Annotated in this window: 19 protein-coding genes; 7 read left to right on the top strand and 12 right to left on the bottom strand. The window is 61.3% G+C overall.

The window, feature by feature from the left end; translation table 11 throughout:
* Positions 1-310: 310 nt before the first annotated feature.
* Together dnaA and C934_RS0102500 are read left to right on the top strand one after the other, a co-directional pair.
* Positions 311-1,858 carry a chromosomal replication initiator protein DnaA gene (gene dnaA, locus C934_RS0102505; protein WP_026371516.1) on the top strand — a complete coding sequence of 516 codons (1,548 nt, stop codon included), beginning with the start codon at positions 311-313 and terminating at the stop codon, positions 1,856-1,858.
* Positions 1,859-1,979: 121 nt separating this feature from the next.
* A complete protein-coding gene (locus C934_RS0102500; RefSeq protein ID WP_018855134.1) occupies positions 1,980-3,059 on the top strand; it encodes a saccharopine dehydrogenase family protein in 1,080 nt (359 codons plus the stop codon).
* On the opposite strand, the gene C934_RS0102495 is transcribed toward C934_RS0102500, so the two are convergent.
* The 4 genes from C934_RS0102495 to gcvA all read right to left on the bottom strand — a co-directional run bounded on the left by C934_RS0102495 (position 3,056) and on the right by gcvA (position 8,132).
* On the bottom strand, positions 3,056-4,183 hold the full coding sequence (locus C934_RS0102495) for an ABC transporter substrate-binding protein (protein ID WP_018855133.1): 1,128 nt from the start codon (positions 4,181-4,183) through the stop codon (positions 3,056-3,058). The two genes, C934_RS0102500 and C934_RS0102495, sit on opposite strands and share 4 nt — an antisense overlap.
* Complete coding sequence (gene fhuF, locus C934_RS0102490) at positions 4,180-4,929, bottom strand: siderophore-iron reductase FhuF (protein WP_018855132.1); 750 nt, start codon at positions 4,927-4,929, stop codon at positions 4,180-4,182. The genes C934_RS0102495 and fhuF overlap by 4 nt, the downstream gene beginning before the upstream one ends.
* Positions 4,930-4,933: 4 nt before the next feature.
* On the bottom strand, positions 4,934-7,111 hold the full coding sequence (locus tag C934_RS0102485; protein WP_018855131.1) for a TonB-dependent siderophore receptor: 2,178 nt from the start codon (positions 7,109-7,111) through the stop codon (positions 4,934-4,936).
* A 136-nt stretch (positions 7,112-7,247) separates the two neighbouring features.
* On the bottom strand, positions 7,248-8,132 hold the full coding sequence (gcvA, locus tag C934_RS0102480; protein WP_018855130.1) for a transcriptional regulator GcvA: 885 nt from the start codon (positions 8,130-8,132) through the stop codon (positions 7,248-7,250).
* 213 nt (positions 8,133-8,345) lie between these two features.
* Between gcvA and C934_RS0102475 the strand changes: the two genes are divergently transcribed.
* Positions 8,346-9,263: a DMT family transporter gene (locus C934_RS0102475; protein ID WP_026371514.1), complete on the top strand. Its 918-nt coding sequence runs from the start codon at positions 8,346-8,348 to the stop codon at positions 9,261-9,263.
* Here the strand turns inward: C934_RS0102475 and hemW are convergent.
* The 4 genes from hemW to rph are packed head-to-tail and all read right to left on the bottom strand — an operon-like array spanning position 9,260 to position 12,254.
* Complete coding sequence (hemW, locus tag C934_RS0102470; protein WP_018855128.1) at positions 9,260-10,435, bottom strand: radical SAM family heme chaperone HemW; 1,176 nt, start codon at positions 10,433-10,435, stop codon at positions 9,260-9,262. The genes C934_RS0102475 and hemW overlap by 4 nt on opposite strands.
* Positions 10,436-10,469: 34 nt before the next feature.
* Complete coding sequence (gene rdgB, locus C934_RS0102465; protein WP_018855127.1) at positions 10,470-11,114, bottom strand: RdgB/HAM1 family non-canonical purine NTP pyrophosphatase; 645 nt, start codon at positions 11,112-11,114, stop codon at positions 10,470-10,472.
* 7 nt (positions 11,115-11,121) lie between these two features.
* Complete coding sequence (locus tag C934_RS0102460) at positions 11,122-11,538, bottom strand: VOC family protein (protein ID WP_018855126.1); 417 nt, start codon at positions 11,536-11,538, stop codon at positions 11,122-11,124.
* Entirely contained in the window at positions 11,535-12,254 is a 720-nt protein-coding gene (rph, locus tag C934_RS0102455; protein WP_018855125.1) for a ribonuclease PH, read from the bottom strand. Before rph ends, C934_RS0102460 begins: the two co-directional genes overlap by 4 nt.
* A 175-nt stretch (positions 12,255-12,429) precedes the next feature.
* On the opposite strand from rph, the gene hrcA reads away from it, so the two are divergent.
* Complete coding sequence (hrcA, locus tag C934_RS0102450) at positions 12,430-13,518, top strand: heat-inducible transcriptional repressor HrcA (RefSeq protein ID WP_018855124.1); 1,089 nt, start codon at positions 12,430-12,432, stop codon at positions 13,516-13,518.
* Positions 13,519-13,523: 5 nt separating this feature from the next.
* Here the strand turns inward: hrcA and C934_RS0102445 are convergent, their stop codons facing one another.
* Positions 13,524-13,958: a GFA family protein gene (locus C934_RS0102445; protein ID WP_018855123.1), complete on the bottom strand. Its 435-nt coding sequence runs from the start codon at positions 13,956-13,958 to the stop codon at positions 13,524-13,526.
* A gap of 219 nt (positions 13,959-14,177) precedes the next feature.
* Here C934_RS0102445 and grpE point away from each other — a divergent pair, with 219 nt between their 5' ends.
* Positions 14,178-14,798: a nucleotide exchange factor GrpE gene (gene grpE / locus C934_RS0102440; protein ID WP_018855122.1), complete on the top strand. Its 621-nt coding sequence runs from the start codon at positions 14,178-14,180 to the stop codon at positions 14,796-14,798.
* Between the two features lie 30 nt (positions 14,799-14,828).
* Here the strand turns inward: grpE and C934_RS0102435 are convergent, their stop codons facing one another.
* On the bottom strand, positions 14,829-15,773 hold the full coding sequence (locus tag C934_RS0102435) for a nucleoside hydrolase (protein ID WP_018855121.1): 945 nt from the start codon (positions 15,771-15,773) through the stop codon (positions 14,829-14,831).
* Between the two features lie 260 nt (positions 15,774-16,033).
* Here C934_RS0102435 and C934_RS0102425 point away from each other — a divergent pair, with 260 nt between their 5' ends.
* Both C934_RS0102425 and C934_RS0102420 read left to right on the top strand, forming a co-directional pair.
* Positions 16,034-16,465 (top strand): Hsp20 family protein, encoded by a 432-nt coding sequence (locus tag C934_RS0102425; RefSeq protein ID WP_026371512.1) that lies wholly within the window; start codon positions 16,034-16,036, stop codon positions 16,463-16,465.
* Positions 16,466-16,514: 49 nt separating this feature from the next.
* On the top strand, positions 16,515-16,772 hold the full coding sequence (locus C934_RS0102420) for a DUF1150 family protein (protein WP_007799651.1): 258 nt from the start codon (positions 16,515-16,517) through the stop codon (positions 16,770-16,772).
* 6 nt (positions 16,773-16,778) lie between these two features.
* On the opposite strand, the gene trmB is transcribed toward C934_RS0102420, so the two are convergent.
* On the bottom strand, positions 16,779-17,480 hold the full coding sequence (trmB, locus tag C934_RS0102415) for a tRNA (guanosine(46)-N7)-methyltransferase TrmB (protein ID WP_018855118.1): 702 nt from the start codon (positions 17,478-17,480) through the stop codon (positions 16,779-16,781).
* On the bottom strand, positions 17,477-18,730 hold the full coding sequence (gene metK, locus C934_RS0102410; RefSeq protein ID WP_018855117.1) for a methionine adenosyltransferase: 1,254 nt from the start codon (positions 18,728-18,730) through the stop codon (positions 17,477-17,479). The genes trmB and metK overlap by 4 nt, the downstream gene beginning before the upstream one ends.
* Positions 18,731-18,851: the final 121 nt, after the last annotated feature.

The raw sequence follows: 18,851 nt of genomic DNA, 5'->3' as shown, positions 1-18,851 counted from the left end.
GACCGCGATGTGGCTGTCGCGGAACGGTGATGTTTTGTGTGTTGGTTGCACGCGTTGCGTGAAGCCGAATTGGGAAGAGAAGTCGTGGCAGGACGATTGGACGCCGGTGTTACGAGGAACGGCATCCAGTCCGAGGGAACGCAGTCGAACCGCATGATGCGGCGCGCACTTTCCCGGGAGCATCTTGCGAGTGGGGCAGTATTTGAGTGAACCGGCAGGCGAGTGGCTCATGAGGGTGCCACTTTCTAGCCATAGCGGGGAAATAATCGGGCGACGAAACAAAGTCGGCCGACGAATGGAAGGCGGCATGATGCAGATGAATACAATGACGGCGGATGTCCTGGAGAGTGGGGACAATGAACCGCAGGCGTTTGGCTCTATTTGCGCCGAGGCGGCAGGGGAAAAGGGAGACATGAAGCATGGTGTACTTTTCGAGCGTGTCAGCGCCCGTCTGAAGGCGCAGGTCGGTCCGGATGTTTATGCAAGCTGGTTTGCACGGCTGAAATTGCATTCGGTTTCAAAGAGCGTCGTGCGCCTGACGGTGCCGACGACTTTCCTGAAGTCCTGGATCAACAATCGGTATCTTGAGCTGATCACCAGCCTGTTCCGGGCCGAAGACTCTGAAATCCTGAAAGTCGAAATTCTTGTTCGCACGGCAACGCGTGGCGTTGGTAAGCCGGCTGAAGAGCCGGTTTCCCCGGAGCCTGTTGCCGCTGCGCAGACGCGCCGCCCTGTGGCGCAGCATGCCGGCCAGATTGCGCAGCAGGCGGTTTCGTCCGCTGCCGCAGCCCGTCCTGCCACCTCCGGCCAGCCGCTCTTCGGCTCGCCTCTGGATTCCCGCTTCACCTTCGACACCTTCGTCGAAGGCAGCTCGAACCGCGTGGCACTTGCCGCCGCCAAGACGATTGCGGAAGCCGGACAGGGCGCTGTCCGTTTCAATCCGCTGTTCGTCCATTCCAGCGTCGGCCTCGGCAAGTCGCATCTTCTGCAGGCGATCGCCAATGCCGCGGTTCAGAACCCGCGCGCACTGCGCGTCGTCTATCTGACGGCAGAGTATTTCATGTGGCGTTTCGCAACCGCGATCCGCGACAATGATGCTCTGACGCTCAAAGACTCGCTGCGCAACATCGACCTTCTGATCATCGACGACATGCAGTTCCTGCAGGGGAAGATGATCCAGCACGAGTTCTGCCACCTGCTGAACATGCTGCTCGACAGCGCCAAGCAGGTCGTGGTCGCTGCCGACCGCGCTCCCTGGGAGTTGGAATCGCTCGATCCACGCGTCCGCTCGCGTTTGCAGGGCGGCGTTGCCATCGAGCTCGATGCGCCGGACTACGAAATGCGCCTCGAAATCCTGAAGCGTCGCCTCGCCGTAGCTCGCGTCGAGGATCCGTCACTGGAAATCCCGGCGGAACTGCTCAACCATGTTGCCCGCAACATCACTGCGAGCGGCCGCGAACTGGAAGGCGCCTTCAACCAGCTGCTTTTCCGTCGCTCCTTCGAGCCGAACCTGACGGTAGAGCGCGTGGACGAGCTTCTTGCCCACCTTGTTGGTTCGGGTGAGCCGCGTCGCGTCCGCATCGAGGATATCCAGCGCATCGTCGCACGGCACTACAACGTGTCGCGCCAGGAGCTGGTCTCGAACCGCCGCACCCGTGTCATCGTCAAGCCGCGCCAGATCGCCATGTATCTGTCGAAGACGCTGACGCCGCGGTCCTTCCCGGAAATCGGCCGTCGCTTCGGCGGTCGCGATCATACGACCGTGTTGCATGCCGTTCGCAAGATCGAGGAGTTGATTGCTGAGGATACGAAGCTCTCGCATGAGATCGAGTTGCTGAAGCGCCTGATCAACGAATAGTCGGGAAACCTTCTGTGCTTTGACGGCCGGGGCATTGCTCCGGCCGTTTTCTTTTGCGCACAATCTTCTGTACGCTGGCTGTGAGGAGCGTGTGCCGCGTGCACAAAAGGGGAGGGAGTTGATGAGTTTCGACAGGATTGCCGTTCTCGGGCTGGGCAAGGTCGGGCGGTTGGCAGCGACGCTCCTGCACGAGGGGGGCTTCGACGTTCTCGGCATCGATATTCAGGCGCCGACAGAGAGCCTTCCGTTCGAGTGCAGGAGTGGGGACGTTTCCGACCCCACCACCATCGGCGAACTGCTGTCGAGTGTCGAGGCCGTGCTTTCCTGCCTGCCCTATCACCTCAACATCGGCCTGGCGCGCGCTGCCCATCTTGCGGGGATCCATTATTTCGACCTCACGGAAGACGTGCCGACCACAAATTTCATCATCGAACTATCCAAGACCGCGCGCGGGCTGATGGCGCCGCAATGTGGCCTCGCCCCCGGCTTCGTCGGTATTGTCGGATCGAGCCTTGCGGATGGATTCGACAAATGCCGTTCCATTCGCATGCGCGTCGGCGCCCTGCCGCAGCATCCGACCGGTCTCCTCGGCTACGCCTTCAACTGGTCGCCCGAAGGCGTGGTCAATGAGTATTTGAACGACTGCGAAGTGATCGAGGGGGGCATTCGCAAGCTCGTCTCGCCGATGGAATGGCACGAGACGATCTACGTCGAGGGTGTGAAGCTGGAGGCCTTCACGACATCAGGCGGCCTCGGCACCATGTGTGACACCATGCTCGGCAAGGTCGAGAACCTCGACTACAAGACGATGCGCTATCCCGGACACATGGATCTGATGAACTTCTTCTTTCACGAACTCCTGATGCGCGACAGGCGCAAGCTCGCCGGTGAAATCCTCACCAACGCCAAGCCGCCGGTCGAGGATGATGTTGTGTATGTCCACGTGGCAGCGGAGGGCACGGAGAACGGCAACCTGCGCCGCAAGGAGTTTGTGCGCGCCTACTATCCGATCGAGATAGCAGGCGCTCGCCGCACGGCGATTGCCTGGACGACATCGGCCTCGGTGGTTGCCGTGATCGAAATGGTGCGCGAGGATCTGCTGCCGTCCACCGGCTTCCTGCATCAGGAATACATTCCGCTGGAGATGTTCCTCAACACGCCGACCGGCAGTCTTTTTAAGACCGGTGCGCCTGGACGTTAGCCCGCCAAGCTAGTCCAGTATGCCCCCTCGAACGGGACCGCAGCGAAACGCTCGTTGATTTCGGCGAGGCTGCCCGCCGGATCGAGATCGCCGAACAGGTCAGGCCTTACCCAGGATGCCACGGCTTCCGCCGCCAGCACATTCAGCGGCACGGCGTTGAAGAAGTTCCACATGCCATGCACATTTCCCTCGCGCACAGCCTTCAGTGGGGCAAGGGCGGGTGCCTTAACGGTTTCTTGGAGCGACCGACGGGCTTCTGCGGGATCGACGCCAGGGCCAATCGAGAAGACGGTGTAGACGCCACCCGGCGAGCCGGTGGCGATATAGACGTCCGGCTCCGCCGCGATGATGTATTCCGCCGTCACCGGCCCGCCCTGCGGCGGTAGGTTCTTGTCCGCGATGTTGCGTCCGCCGGCAAGCGTGATCAACTCGCCGAGGCCGGTCCGGCCGATCGCCCAGCTGCCCCGTGTTGCGCTCGGGAAGGCGTCCATCAGCACCAGCGGCGCATCCTCGCCTCTCCCTGCCGACTCCGCCTTGATGCGCTGCACCCGCTTCTCGAAGAACTGCGCATAATCTTCCGCTTGCCGATCGCATTCCAGAACGCGGCCGAGGAGGCGAATGTCTCGCGGGGTGGTCTTCAGTGGATCGAGATTGAAATCGACGACGATGACAGGCACGCCGATCGATTGGAGATAGTCGATGGCACGTTCGCCTTGTTCGCCATCGGCCTGCCACCTGCCCATGATTGCAAGGTCCGCCTCCAAGGAGAGTGCGGCCTCAAAGTTCATGCCATCCGCCTGCCCATTGCTGACGCGCGGGACCTTGTCGAGGGCCGGAAACTTGCTGCGAAAGGCGTCGTAGATGAACGGATTGTCCGTCTTCATGTCGGTCGCCCAGCCAGCAAGCAGGCTGACCGGATCCGGATGGATCAGCGACAGCGCGAAAAGATTGAATCCCGTTCCGAGGATGATCGACTTCGGCTTCCTTGAAATCGTCACCGTTCGACCGACCGCGTCGGTCACGGTCAGCGGCCAGCGCGTCTCGGCCTTCAAGAGAGCCGGCGCGCAGAGCGTCGTGGACGCGGCGGCGAGAAAGCCACGTCTCGTGATCGTGGAAAGGGTCATTGTACGTTTCTTTGGCTCGGAAGAGCGCAAGGCTTGCCGCAGCTAGGCACGCCGGGCAGCATGTAGCGCAAGCAGCATATCTTCCGCCGGGCGACGCGCTCACCATCCTCCTCGACATATCGGACGCTGCCGCAAAGAGGATTGACGCCGCCATCCGGCAGGCAGCCGCGCACGAACACCGTGAGATCGGGGCCTTCAGCTGGCCGGGTCAATCGCAGCGCATAGTCGAGATAGACAGCGGCATTGTTCCAGCACAGCTTGGCCGAAATACCGCAAGCGTTGAGTTTCGCGACCGCCTCGGAAAGATGTTGCTCCAACAATGGACCTATCGCCCCGAACCCGTCGTCCTCCTCGACCGCGGCATGCCCGCCCCGGTGTGGAACGCCGAACGCCCGTGGCAGCCCGTTCTCCTGCAATGCGATGGTCATCTCATCGAAGGCGATCGGCAGCGCCTGCGCGGCGAGGCGGCGCGCCAGCACGTACGGAATGGAAAGAGTTGAGAAGTAATATAACGACCACATCGAGACGACGGCGCGCCTGTCGCTGTCTCCACATGCCTCGGCATAACGATCAATCGCCTGCCTGAACCCGCCGTCACCGAAGAAGCGCGGCAGCGGTACCCCGTCCGATAGCTCGGTTGAGAGCACCATCTTCTCGCTGCACCACGCATGCTCGCCGGCGAAAGCCGGCGAGAGGATCGAGGCGCTATGGCCTCGATCGGCGACATGGTGCTGTGCGCTCGCCATCAGCTCACCATGTGTAGCGCAGGCTGCCGATCACGGCGCGGCCCTGGTCGCGATAGCAGAAGCCCGCCGAGCAGACGGCCTCCCGGCGGTCGAAGAGGTTGGTGGCGTTCACCTGCAGGCTCAGGCCGTCGTATTTCTTGTCCAGCGCCGCGAAATCATAGCTGATGGCGGCGTCGAAGAGGACGCGTGAGCCGTTCTGCGCCGTGTTGGCGTCGCTGGTGTAACTCTTGCCGAGATAACGGGTGCCGAAGCCGATGCCGAGGCCGTAGACCGGGCTGCTCTCCTGGAATGTGTAATTCGCCCAGAGCGAAGCCATGTGCCTCGGAACCGACGAGACGGAATTGCCAACGGTCCCGGTCGTTCCTTCCAGGATCTCGGTATCGGTGTAGGTATAAGACGCGACCAGCGACAGGCCGTTGTCGAGGCTCGTGTTCGCTTCGAGTTCCAAGCCACGGGAGCGAATCTTGCCGCGCTGCACCTGAATGTTCGCCGGTCCTGTCGGCAGATTCACGACCTCGTAGTAGAGGCTGTTCTTCTGGTCGATATTGAACAGCGCAGCCGTCAGCAGCGTGTTGCTGTTCGGGAGCAGGTACTTGACGCCGATCTCTTCCTGCTCGCTTTCCGTCGGCTTGAAGGGCTGGTCCGTCTCCTGGTTGATACCGGCATTGGGTGCGAAGGCGGTGGAGTAGCTGGCATAAGGTACAACGCCGAAATCGGTCTCGTAGCCCAAGCCGACACGGCCGGAGAATGCCTTGTCCTTTTGCGAGAGGCTGGTCAGAGCGTTCGTGCTGAGGTCGGTATTGTCGGTGTCGGTCGAAACCCAGTCGTAGCGCCCGCCGACGGTGAGTATCCATGCGTCATAGCGGATTTGGTCCTGCAGGTAGGTGCCGACCTGCCATTGATCCTGGATGGTGCGCGTGTCGAAGTCGATCGGTGCAACGGACGCTCCCGCGGTCGGATTGTTGGTGTCGAGCGGCGGCGACACGCCACGACCATCGAGCGAACGCCAGCGCAGCTTGGTCAGGTCCAGGCCCGCAAGCACCGTATGGTCGACCGCCCCCGTTTCGAACTTGGCTTCCAATTGATTGTCGATGACGAAGGGCGTCAGCCGCTCGTCAAACGTGCCGGCGCTGCGGTCGAGGAGACTTGGATCGACCGCGTTGGGGGCGTAGGCAAAGGCCCAGTCGGCGTCGATGTTGAGCGTCGATGCGCGGGCGTTCTGGCGGAACACGAAGACGTCGTTCAGCCGGTGCTCGAATTCATAGCCGATGCGCGCCTGGTTCTGGACTGAATCGTTGAAGGCCGGATTGCCTGCGAAAATGTCGGTTACGTTGCCGGCCGGATCGTTATAGTAGGCCGCCGTACCGCCGGTCTTGGTTCGGGAATACTCGCCGAGAATGGTAAGCTTGGTATCTTCGTCCGGTTTCCACATGAAGGCCGGCGCGATATAGACGCGGTCGTCGGGAACGCTGACCTGTTCCGTGTTGGCATCGCGGTAGAGGCCCGTCAGGCGATAGTAGAAGGGGTCCTCGTTGTTGACGGGACCCGAGAGGTCGAACTGGGTCTGATAGCGCTGGTCAGTGCCATACTGCAGCTGAACTTCGTGAAAAGCGTCTTCCGTCGGCCGCTTGGTGATGAGGTTGTAGAGACCGCCGGCGCCCGTTGCTCCATACAGCGCTGAGGATGGTCCACGCAGGATTGAGACACCTTCGAGGCCGTAAGGCTCGGTCTTGAAGAGTGACGAACCTGCGCCGGGCTGACGAAGGTTATCGCGGAAGATCCCGGTATAGGTCACGTCGAAGCCGCGCACCGAGAATGAATCGAAGCGCGGATCGAAGCCGTAAGCACCGACACGAGTGCCCGGTGTGTAGGCGACCGTATCGAGCAGGCTCTGCGGATTGCGGTCCCTCAACTGCTGCTCGGTTACCGACGAAATCGACTGAGGAATCTCGATGAACGGCGTGTCGGTCTTCGTGCCTGTCGCGCTGCTCTTGCCGACATAGCCGTCAGCCTGGATCACGCCGCCGCTGCCGCCATTGACGATGATATCTTCAAGAACCGTCGCTCCGTCTTGCTGCCCCGCGGCCTCCTGTGCCGCAGCCGGCGCGAGAAGATGGGCGAGCACCACGCCCGTCAAAGCTGATGTGGAAAGGAATCGAGAAGAAAATTGAAGATTATTCATTGGCTTATCACACCGGAAGGCTCATTGCAGAATTTTATCTGGAGTGTAATAGTCAAGAAAAAGCCCGAAGAAAACCCTATTTTATGATTAAATTGCTCCACTTTTTAATCAGCATGACAAATCAGCCACAATCAGGTCAGGCCTGTGCCTCGGTCAGCAGCCAGCGGCGAAAGGCCGCCGCTGCCGGTCGCTCGAGCGCAGGGCCCGGATAGACGAGGTGGAAGGCAAGGCGGCTTGCGATCCCAAGCGGGAAAGGCGTGATCACCGCACCTTCCTTCAGGTCCCGCTCCAGAAACGAGCGTCGCATCAAGGCAAAGCCGAGCCCGGCCTTCATCGCGTCATAGGCTCCGTTGCCATGCATGAAGATCGGCCCGCGCGACGGATCGACCCCCATTGCGCCGGCCGCTTCCAGCCAGAGTTGCCAGTCATGGCGATAGACGTCATGGATCAGTTGGAAACCAGCGAGCGCGCCGGGCGACGGATTGCTCCCCAGTTCAGCGGCAAGCTTTGGCGTGCAGACCGGCACGAGTTCGTCATCGACGAGCCGCTCGCTGATCAGGCCGTCATACCCGCCGAGCCCGTGGCGGATTGCGAGGTCGATGCCGTCACGCTGAAAGTCGAGCACGCGGTGCGATGCGCTGATGCGAACGTCGATTTCAGGGTGCATCGCCTCGAAGCGCCCGAGACGCGGCACGAGCCAGTAGGTCGCAAATCCCGCCGTGCAGGTGACGTTGAGGACGGCGCCGCGTCCCCGCGCCGTGATTGCCGCCGTCGCCTCCCGGACCAGACGGAATGCTGCCCTAAGCGTCGAAAAATAATCCGCGCCCTCAACCGTCAAGGCCAGCGCGCGCGTCTTGCGCTCGAAGAGCTTGACGCCAAGCGATGCTTCCAGGTCACGGATCTGCAGGCTGACGGCGCCCGGCGTGACGTTGAGCTCTTTTGCCGCAAGCGTCATGCTGAGGTGTCGCGCGGCGGCTTCGAAGGCCCTAAGTGCTGAAAGAGAGGGAAGATAGTCGCTCATGGTTTAGCTCAGCTATATCATGGATCGAGAAAGACTCGTTTGTCTCCTGCCAGGCATCGCAATAATATCAGCAGGAAAGCCGTCGAAAAAGCTGATTTAAGCTGCGCGATGAGCGAGAATTAATCGAGAATGGCCGCGTTCGAGACGCGCAACAATCGGGTGGTGGCAGCCAGCGGCTGGATGTATTCCGTCAGGCTGACTAGGGAGAAGACAATGCAGCAGAAACAGATGGGCCTTGCCGAGTGGGGAATGCTGCTGGTGTTGTCCCTGTTATGGGGCGGCTCCTTCCTCTTCAACGGTATTCTGGTGAAGACCCTGCCGCCGTTCACGATCGTCTCGGGCCGGGTTCTGATTGCCGCACTTGCGCTGAACCTTATCGTCCGAGCCACTGGCCATGCGATGCCGCGCGACGCTAGGTCCTGGGCGGCGTTCTTCGGCATGGGCATCCTGAACAACATGATCCCCTTCTGCCTCATCGTCTGGGGCCAGACGCACATCGCAAGCGGCCTTGCCTCGATCCTGAATGCCACGACGCCGCTCTTCGGTGTCGTCGTCGCGCATTTCCTGACCGCGGACGAAAAGATGACCGGCAACCGCCTGCTCGGCGTCCTCGTTGGCTTTGCTGGCGTTGCCTACATGATTGGCTTCGACGTGTTGCGTGATCTCGGCTCGAACGTGCTGGCGCAGCTTGCCGTGCTCGGTGCTGCGCTCTCCTACTCCTTCGCCGGGATCTTCGGCCGACGCTTCCGCCAGATGGGCATGGCGCCGCTCATTCCCGCCGCCGGACAGGTTACCGCTTCGACGATCCTGATGCTGCCGATCGCGCTCGTCGTGGATCAACCTTGGACTTTGGCCGCCCCGTCACTCGAGACCTGGATGGCCTTGCTGGGTCTGGCCTTGCTGTCGACGGCGATCGCCTATGTGCTGTTCTTCCGCATCCTGGCAACGGCAGGGGCGACAAACCTCATGCTCGTGACCTTCCTGATCCCGGTCAGCGCCATCCTGCTCGGCGCAGCTATTCTCGGCGAGCAACTGCAAGCCAAGCATCTGATCGGCATGGCGATGATCGCGATCGGCCTTGCGGCGATCGACGGGCGGTTGTTTTCCCTGGGACGAAAGCGGCCGGCCTAGCAGGCGAGGTCGGCTACGACGGAATCGAGGATCAGCATACCCGACGGCGTGCAGCGAAGCCGTGAATTGCCGATCCGCTCGACGAAGCCGTGTTCCAGCAGGAATTCTTCACGCTTTGGGTCGAGATCGCGGCCTGAAAGCTGTTGCCAGCGGGCGAGATCGACACCTTCCTTCAGGCGTAGTCCCATCAACAGCAGTTCGTCCGCCTGCTCCTCGTAGCCGAGTTGTTCCTGATCGAGGATGCCGTGGCCGTCGCGCTCGACGAGATCGAGCCAACTTTCCGGCTTCCGCTCGGTCGCCGTCGCGATCTTCATCGCGCCGCGCGTCAGCCGCCCGTGGGCGCCGGGGCCGATACCGGCATAGTCGCCGTAACGCCAATAGGTGAGGTTGTGGCGGCTCTCCGCGCCGGGGCGCGCGTGGTTGGACACCTCGTAGGCCGGCATTCCTTCGCGAGCCGTGATCTCCTGCGTCGCTTCGTAGAGCAATGCCGATTGATCGCCGTCCGGAACGACAAGCTTGCCCGCCTTGTGAAGGCCGTAGAAGGGCGTGCCTTCCTCGATCGTCAGCTGGTAGAGCGAGAGGTGATCGACCGCGTAGGAGATCGCCTCCTTCAGCTCGCGCTCCCATTCCTCGACAGTCTGGTTCGGGCGAGCATAGATCAGGTCGAAGGACATGCGCGGAAAGATGTCGCGTGCCAGCTTGATCGCCTTCAGCGCGTCGGCAACGTCGTGCAGCCGTCCGAGAAACTTCAGGTCGCGGTCATTCAAGGCTTGGACGCCAAGCGAGACGCGGTTCACCCCGGCGGCGCGATAGCCCCGGAAACGCTCCGCCTCGACGCTGGAGGGGTTCGCCTCCATGGTGATCTCGATACCGTCTGGCATATGCCAATGCTTGGCAATACCATTGAGAATGGCCGAAACCGTCGAAGGGTTCATCAGAGAGGGCGTGCCGCCGCCGAGGAAGACGCTCGTCACCGTCTTCGGCCCGCTCAATTGGCGCACCGTTGCCATTTCCTTCAGGAAGGCCGCAGTGAAGCGCTCCTGATCGACCGGCTGGTGGCGGACATGGCTGTTGAAATCGCAATAGGGGCACTTGGCAGCGCAGAACGGCCAATGCACGTAGACGCCGAAGCCGGGTTCGCCGGTATCGGGCAGAAGAGCGGCATAGCGCATCAGGTCAGGCTGTTCCAAAGTGTCCACGTTGCCCTTAGGCTTCCAGGCAGGTTTCGACGAAAATCTTGAAGGCGCGGGCGCGGTGCGACAGGGCCTCTGCGTCGCCCGGCTTCCAGCCGTGTTTTTCTTCCCCGCTCATCTCTCCAAAGGTAGTGTCATAGCCCTCGGGTTGAAAGACCGGATCGTAGCCGAAGCCTTGGCTGCCGCGCGGCGGCCAGACGACAGTGCCCTCGACTTCACCGCGGAAGAGCTCCGTATGGCCGTCCGGCCAGGCAAGGCAGAGCACGCTTACGAAGCGGGCGGTACGCTGTTCCGGCTTTGAAGCGCCGGCCTTGTCCAGCGCCGCCTCGACTTTCTCCATCGCCATCGCGAAGTCGCGGGTCCCGTCGGGCTTCTCGGCCCAGTTGGCGGTATAGACGCCAGGATCGCCGCCGAGCGCATCGATGGCGAGGCCGGAATCATCCGACAGCGCCGGAAGTCCAGCGGCTTCCGCAGAAGCGAGCGCCTTGATCTTTGCGTTTTCCTCGAAGGTGGTGCCGGTTTCGTCAGGCTCCACGAAGTTCAATTCAGCCGCCGACTTCGCGGTGAAGCCGAAGGGGCCGATCAGGTCCTGGATTTCCCGGATCTTGCCGGCATTGTGGCTGGCAACGACAATGGTCTTGGTTTCGAGCTTGCGCATGATTGTCCTATTCGAGGCCCCAGATACGGGCTTCAGCGCATTCAAGGCTGTTGCCCGCTGGATCGCGGAAATAGATCGATCGGCCGCCCTGCGGCCAGGTGACTTCGGATTCGATGGCGACACCCTCGGACATCAACCGGGTGGCAATCGCATCGAGATTTTCGCCCGAGACGCGGAAACAGGCGTGTCCCGCACCGCTTGTGCCATGAGGCGGCACCTGCAGCGCGGTCGGTGAGGGCGGCTTGATCGTTTCTTTCGGATTGAAAATCAGCAGCACGCCGGGGCCGCAGCGAAAGAAGACATGCCGGTTGCCGCTCCGCGAGATCTTCGAAAGACCGAGAACGCCTTCATAGAAGGCTTCGACCTTGTCGAGATCCTCAGCATAGAGCGCCGTCTCCAGCATGCCTTCCAGCACGTCGTTCATCCGGCGATCGCCTGCTTTTGCATCGCCACGAGTTCGGCAATGCCCCCCTTGGCGAGCGTCATCAGCGAAGCGAACTGCTCGTCGGTAAAGGGCGTGCCTTCGGCGGTGCCCTGAATTTCGACGATACCGCCAGTGCCGGTCATCACGAAGTTCGCGTCGGTCTCGGCCGAGGAGTCTTCGAGATAGTCGAGGTCAAGGACCGACTGGTTTGCGAAGATGCCACAGGAAATGGCCGCGACATGGTCCTTGAGCACGCGCTCGACCTTGAGCATGTTGCGGCTCTCCATCCATTTCAGGCAGTCGTAGAGCGCAATCCAGGCGCCCGTGATCGAGGCGGTGCGGGTTCCGCCGTCCGCCTGGATGACGTCGCAATCGAGGGTGATCTGGCGCTCGCCGAGCTCCTTGAGGTCGACGACGGCGCGCAGCGAGCGGCCGATCAGGCGCTGGATCTCCTGGGTGCGACCGCCCTGCTTGCCGGCCGCAGCTTCGCGCTTCATGCGATCGCCGGTGGCGCGCGGCAGCATGCCGTATTCGGCCGTAACCCAGCCCTTGCCGGTGTTGCGCAGCCATGCCGGCGGCTTTTCCTCGACGCTCGCCGTGCACAACACATGCGTATCGCCGAACTTCACCAGACAGGAGCCTTCCGCGTGCTTGGAGAAATTGCGCTCGAAAGAGACCTTGCGCATCTGGTCGGTTTTTCTGCCTGAGGGCCGCATACTATTCTCCTAATCATCGTGCCGAAGGCGTGAGCAGGCTTCGGGTAGATCATGCGTGCTATGGTGTTGAGAGCTTCTACGATTGGCAGCGTCCATTTGCAATTTCCCTTTTGCCGCTGCGGAGAGATTGGCTATATTTTGTCGGATCATCGTCAGCACGGGTACGCAAGGTTTCATGGAGTTCAGATCGACGTCGGTTTCAGAGGCAGTGGCTGCGCTGGATGAACGCTCCAAGGAAATCTTTCGCCGCATCGTGGAGGGCTATCTGGAAACGGGCGAACCGCTCGGTTCCCGCAACCTTTCGCGAATCCTGCCGATGTCGCTGTCGCCGGCGTCCGTACGCAATGTGATGAGCGATCTGGAAGAACTCGGCCTCATCTATTCACCGCATGTCAGTTCCGGGCGTCTGCCGACGCAGATCGGCCTGCGCTTCTTCGTCGACGCCTTCATGCAGGTGGGCGATCTCTCGGCCGAGGATCGTGCCAACATCGATCGGCAGGTGCGCGCCGAAAGCCGCGACAATCCGATGGAATTGATGATGAACGAGGCGAGCCGAATGCTCTCGGGCATTTCGCGCGGCGCCGGACTTGTCATCACCTCGAAAAGCGATCCTGTGCTCAAGCATGTCGAGTTCATTCGCCTCGAGCCGACCAAGGCGCTTGCGGTGCTCGTTGGCGATCACGACCAGGTGGAAAACCGCATCATCGAGCTTCCGGCAGGCGTCACATCATCGCAATTGACCGAGGCCGCAAACTTCCTCAACGCGCATATGACCGGCCAGACGCTGCCGGAACTGCGCAATCAGCTGAGCCGACTGAAGGACGATGTCCGCCGCGAACTCGACACGCTGTCGCAGGATCTCGTCGAGCGCGGCATCGCTGTGTGGTCCGGCAGCGCGGACGAAGGCAAACCGGCTCAGCTCATCATTCGCGGCCGCGCCAATTTGCTCGCCGGTCTCGCCGGTGCCGACGATCTCGACCGCCTGCGCATGCTGTTCGACGACCTCGAGAAAAAAGACAGCTTGCTGGAACTCCTCAATCTGGCCGAAAGCGGGCCAGGTGTGCGCATTTTCATCGGCTCGGAGAACAAGCTCTTCTCGCTCTCCGGCTCGTCGTTGATCGTTGCGCCTTATCGTGACGATGACGACCGCATTGTCGGTGCCGTGGGAGTGATCGGGCCGACGCGTCTCAACTACTCGCGCATCGTCCCGATGGTCGATTATACCGCTCAGCTTATGACGCGACTGTCACGCGGCGCGAAGTAGCGCGGCTACTCAGGCAACGTGTCGCCCGAGCCGCCCATCTCCGCGGGCATGTCTTTATATTTGGGCAGGCCGTCACGAATGCGCAGCACGCTCTCCTGATAGTTCACGTGCAGCGCCGGGGTGTAGTCGAGATCCGGCAGAAGTGCCGCGTAGACGTCGGTGACGCCCCAGGTCGGGTGCTCGGTGTAGAGATGCCCACCGCACAGCTCGCAGAACTTCCGCACGCTGGTATCGGACTTCTGATAGCCCTCGACATGCTCTCCGCCTTTAGTGACCCGGACAGCCTGCGGCTGCCAGAGCGTGAAGGCATTGACCGGCCCTGCGGACCAATGCCGGCAGGAGGCACAGTGGCAGTATCCCATCGCCACCGGTTCGCCGGTAGCAACAATCTCCACGGCGCCGCAGAAGCAGCGCCCGGAATAGCTTTTCTGATCGCTCATGGTAGCAGCTCCCTGACCCAGGATTAGGCCGAAGCAAGAAAGGTTTAGGTAGCTCTAAAATAAAAGAACTTTAGCGCGAGCAAGTCAAGCTGGCCCTCTCGCTCAACCCGGCATGAGTTGCCCCGCATCGCGCGCTTTTCAGTCACGCAGACTTGATTTTTGCCCGTCAAAGCTCGATATCGGGCACATCCTAAAAGACACCAATCACCGGAGAACGTCATGACTGACGAAACGACGAAGAACGGACCTGACGCAGCCGCGGCCGAAGCCGCAGCGGACGCCGCCGCAAACGTCGAGAACGAAGCCACCGCACAGCCCGATCCGCTGGAACTTCTGAAGGGCGAGAACGCAGAGCTGCGCGACCGCTATCTGCGGCTTGCTGCCGAGATGGATAACCTGCGCCGCCGCACCGAGCGGGAAATCAAGGACGCCAAGACCTATTCGGCTGCTGGCTTCGCCCGCGACATGTTGGCCGTTTCGGACAACCTGCGTCGCGCCATCGATGCGATTCCGGAGGAAGCAAGGGCTGCCGCTGATGCCGGCCTGACAACGCTGATCGAGGGTGTCGAGATGACGGAACGCTCGATGTTGGCGGCGCTCGAGCGCCACGGTGTCCGAAAGCTGGAGCCGGTTGGCCAGAAGTTCGATCCGAATTTCCACCAGGCCATGTTCGAAGTACCGAACCCTGAGGTGCCGAACAACACCGTTGTTCAGGTCGTTCAGGCTGGCTACACGATTGGCGAGCGTGTTCTGCGCCCGGCCATGGTCGGCGTCGCCAAGGGCGGACCGAAGCTGGTCGAACCCGAAACCAATTCGGTTTTCGACCAGAAGGACGCCTGATCCCTCAGGCGCCCGTCAAACAATCCGAAATCAGATGCGGGCGAAACGCTCGATCAGCAGATCGAAAAATCCGTCCGCATCGACATCGCGCATGACCTGCGCATTGTGCTTGCGGTGGGTCACGTGCCACCAGTCGACGACGGTCATTCCGGCAGTCAGTTCCGACTTCACCTCGATCTCGACATTGCAGGTCCGCCCCTTGAAAAGCTCCGGCTTCAGCAGATAGGCGATAACCGTCGGGTCGTGCAGCGGGCCGCCGTCCGAGCCGTATTTCTCGACATCGAAGCGTTCGAAGAATTCCAGCATCTCGACCATGGCGATGGCCGGGCGTGTGCCGAGATCAGCCATGCGCTTGACGCGGTCCTTGCGTGTCAGAAGCTTGTGCGTGACGTCGAGCGGCATCATCACGATCGGAACGCCGGAGCGGAAGACGATGTCGGCTGCCTCGGGATCCACGTAGATGTTGAATTCGGCGGCCGGCGTAATGTTGCCACCCTCGAAGAAGCCGCCGCCCATCATGACCAGTTCATGGACGCGCGGGATGAGGTCGGGCGCCTGCTGGAAGGCCAGGCCAATATTGGTCAGCGGCCCCAGCGTGCAGAGCGTCACTGCGCCTTCCGGCTCGCTGCGCAGCGTCTCGACGATGAAATCCACCGAATGCTGCGTCTGCAGCGGCATCGTGGGCTCGTCGAGAACCGGACCGTCGAGGCCGGTCTTGCCATGCACGTGCTCCGCGGTCACCAGCTTGCGCGCAATCGGCTTGTCGGCGCCGGCAAAGACCTTCGTATCGGTGCGACCACAGAGCTCGCAGACGATGCGCGCATTGCGGCTGGTGTAGGACAGTGGCACGTTGCCGGCGACCGTGGTGATGCCGAGTACATCGAGCTCTTCCGGGCTGCCAAAGGCCAGCATGATGGCGGCTGCGTCGTCCTGACCGGGGTCAGTGTCGATGATGATCTTTCTAGGGTTTGCCATTCCGATCGTTCCCATCCTCGTGGTGCGCGTCTTCGTGGCATGCACCGTTTGTTTATATTCCCGTCGCAAATCGGCACAGCCGGCGCGGGCAGGATTTGATGCGAGTCGGCGCCTGCTTTGTCAAGGTCGGACCCTTGCTGGCTTCCCGGGAGCGAGCATGGACGTCCGCCTTGCGCCCGGGCTCGGCAATTCCCATATTGTCGACAGTCGGATGCTGCATTTCAGGTCCGGCAAGGTCGCTTGAATCAAGGACTTGAAAGATGAGCCGCATGACGCCTTTCGCGAGCCCGCTGCTTTTGGGCTTTGACGCCATGGAGAAGACGCTGGAGCGCCTTTCCAAGGCGAGTGATGGCTATCCCCCCTACAATATCGAGCGCGTTGCTCCTGACCGCGCTTCCGGCGATCCGGAAAGGCTGCGCATAACCCTTGCCGTCGCGGGATTCGCTGAGGACGACCTCGATGTCTCCGTCGAGGAAAATCAGCTGTCGATCCGCGGCCGTCAGGCAGAGCAGGAAGAGCGCGATTATCTCTATCGCGGCATCGCCGCGCGTCAGTTCCAGCGGACCTTTGTTCTGGCCGACGGCATGCAGGTTTTGGGCGCTTGCCTCAAGAATGGGTTGCTGTCGGTGGATCTCATCCGCCCCGAACCGAGCCGCATGGTGAAGAAAATTAACATTTCGGTCTCACAGTAGGACAACGGCGCATGTTGAGCCGTTGGTCCCTTCTCTTGGAGGTACAGGAATGTTGATGAAAGAAGCCAATTCGCACCTGACCAAAACCGAACTTGCCGGCATCGGCAACGGCGAGGTCGCCTATATCCGCAAGATGCGCAACGAAGAAGTTGCCAAGTGCTTCCCGGAAGCGCCAGACATCGATCCGAGCGTTGACCTCTGGGCGCTATTCGGCGCCGATGGCACGCCGATCCTTTTGACGGATAATCGCTCCAGCACCTTCTTCAAGGCCGCTGAGGATGAGCTGAAAACGGTGAGCCTGCACTAGGCAGGCTCAGACGCGCTTGAATGTGAGATAGGCGGAAGATCTGCCTTCACGCCGTGCCTTGGCCTCGTAGCGTGTGCTCGGCCAGCCCTCGTAGGGCGTCAGCCAGTCTGCCGCATTCTGTGCTAGCCATTCGAAGCCGCCATGGTCGCGGCATTTGAGCAGCGTCCAGTTGACGTAGGTATCGATATCGGACGCAAAGCAGAACAGCCCGCCCGGCTTCAGCACGCGGTGGAATCGGTCGAGGTTCGTCTTCGACACGAAGCGGCGCTTCCAGTGCTTCCGCTTTGGCCACGGATCCGGGTAAAGCAGGTCGATCTGGTCGATCGAGGCGTCCGGCAACCAATCCAGCAATTGCGTCGCATCATCGTTGTAGACACGAACGTTCCTGGCGCCTGCCTTGTCGACGCTCGTCAGCAGCTTCTGCATGGAATTGATGAAAGGCTCGACCCCGATAAAGCCGGTCGAGGGCATTTCCACGGCGCGATGGATCAGATGCTCGCCGCCGCCGAAACCGATTTCCAGGCGCAGCCTTTCGGTCGGCACCGGAAAGAGGGTCTTCAGCGGCTCGGGCGGAGCCGCTGAAAGATCGATGAGGAACGCCGGAAGCAGGGTGTTCAGTCGCTCTGCCTGATGTTCGCGCAGAGCCTTTCCCTTGCGGCGACCGAAGAAGGCTTCGGTCGCGCGTCCGCGACGCTCCATGTCGGTCATGCTGCTTCCTTGACCTTGACGGCGTCCTTGAGCGCCTTGACGAGGTCGGTGCGTTCCCAGGAGAACGAGCCGTCGCGGCCAGCCTTGCGACCGAAATGGCCGTAGGCCGAAGTCTTGGCATAGATCGGCTTGTTGAGGTCGAGGTGACGGCGGATGCCTGTTGGCGACAGGTCCATGTTCTTGCGGATCGCGGCTTCGATCTGGTCTTCCGTCACGCCCTTGCCGGTGCCGTGCAGGTCGACATAGATCGACAGCGGCTGTGCGACGCCGATAGCGTAGGACAGCTGGATCGTGCAGCGGTCGGAAAGACCGGCGGCAACGACGTTCTTCGCGAGGTAACGGGCAGCGTAAGCGGCCGAGCGGTCGACCTTGGTCGTGTCCTTGCCGGAGAACGCACCGCCACCGTGCGGAGCAGCACCGCCGTAGGTGTCGACGATGATCTTGCGGCCGGTGAGGCCGGCGTCGCCGTCAGGACCGCCGATGACGAACTTGCCGGTCGGATTGATGTACCAGTTGCAATCGTCGGCGATCGGCAGATCGCCGAGGGCTTCGCGGATATAGGGCTCGACCACCGCGCGAACCTTCTTCGAATCCCAGCTTTCGTCGAGATGCTGGGTGGAGAGAACGATCGACGTGACTTCGGCAGGCTTACCGTTCACGTAGCGCACCGTCACCTGGCTTTTGGCGTCCGGGCCGAGCTTTGCAACTTCGCCGTCGCCCTTCTTGCGGGCAGTCGCGAGCAGCTGCAGGATCTTATGGGAGTAATAGATCGGCGCCGGCATGAGGTCAGGCGTTTCCTTGCAGGCGTAGCCGAACATGATGCCCTGGTCGCCGGCACCTTCGTCACCCTGCTGGTCGGCGGCACTATCGACGCCCTGGGCGATGTCGGCGGACTGCGAGTGCAGGAGCACGTCGATCTTCGCCGTCTTCCAGTGGAACCCGTCCTGCTCATAGCCGATGTCCTTGATGGCGCGGCGGGCAGCGGCCTTGAACTTCGAAGGGTTGATGACGTCGTTGCCGTTCTTGTCCTTCTTCATCAGGCTCGGCGGCAGGCGCACTTCACCGGCGATCACGACGCGGTTGGTGGTTGCCAGGGTCTCGCAGGCAATGCGCACGCCCCAGGGGTTGACGCCGGTCTTGGCGGCTTCGCGGTAGACCAGATCCACGATCTCGTCGGAGATCCGGTCACACACCTTGTCCGGGTGACCTTCGGCAACTGACTCGCTGGTGAAAAGGTAATTCGCGCGCATTCCGGGATTCCCCTCAAAGAACAAAAGCTGCCTAGTAGGTACTCAGTTCGCATCAGAAAAACAAGCGTAGAAGGACATAAATATATCTTTATATCTGCTGCAAAGTGGCAAATTTTGCCCC

The organism is Rhizobium sp. 42MFCr.1 (genome assembly GCF_000377185.1).
In the GTDB taxonomy this organism is placed as follows: Bacteria; Pseudomonadota; Alphaproteobacteria; order Rhizobiales; family Rhizobiaceae; genus Rhizobium; species Rhizobium altiplani.
Note: the sequence above shows the minus strand (reverse complement) of the source record. Positions and strands in the feature narration are given on the sequence as shown.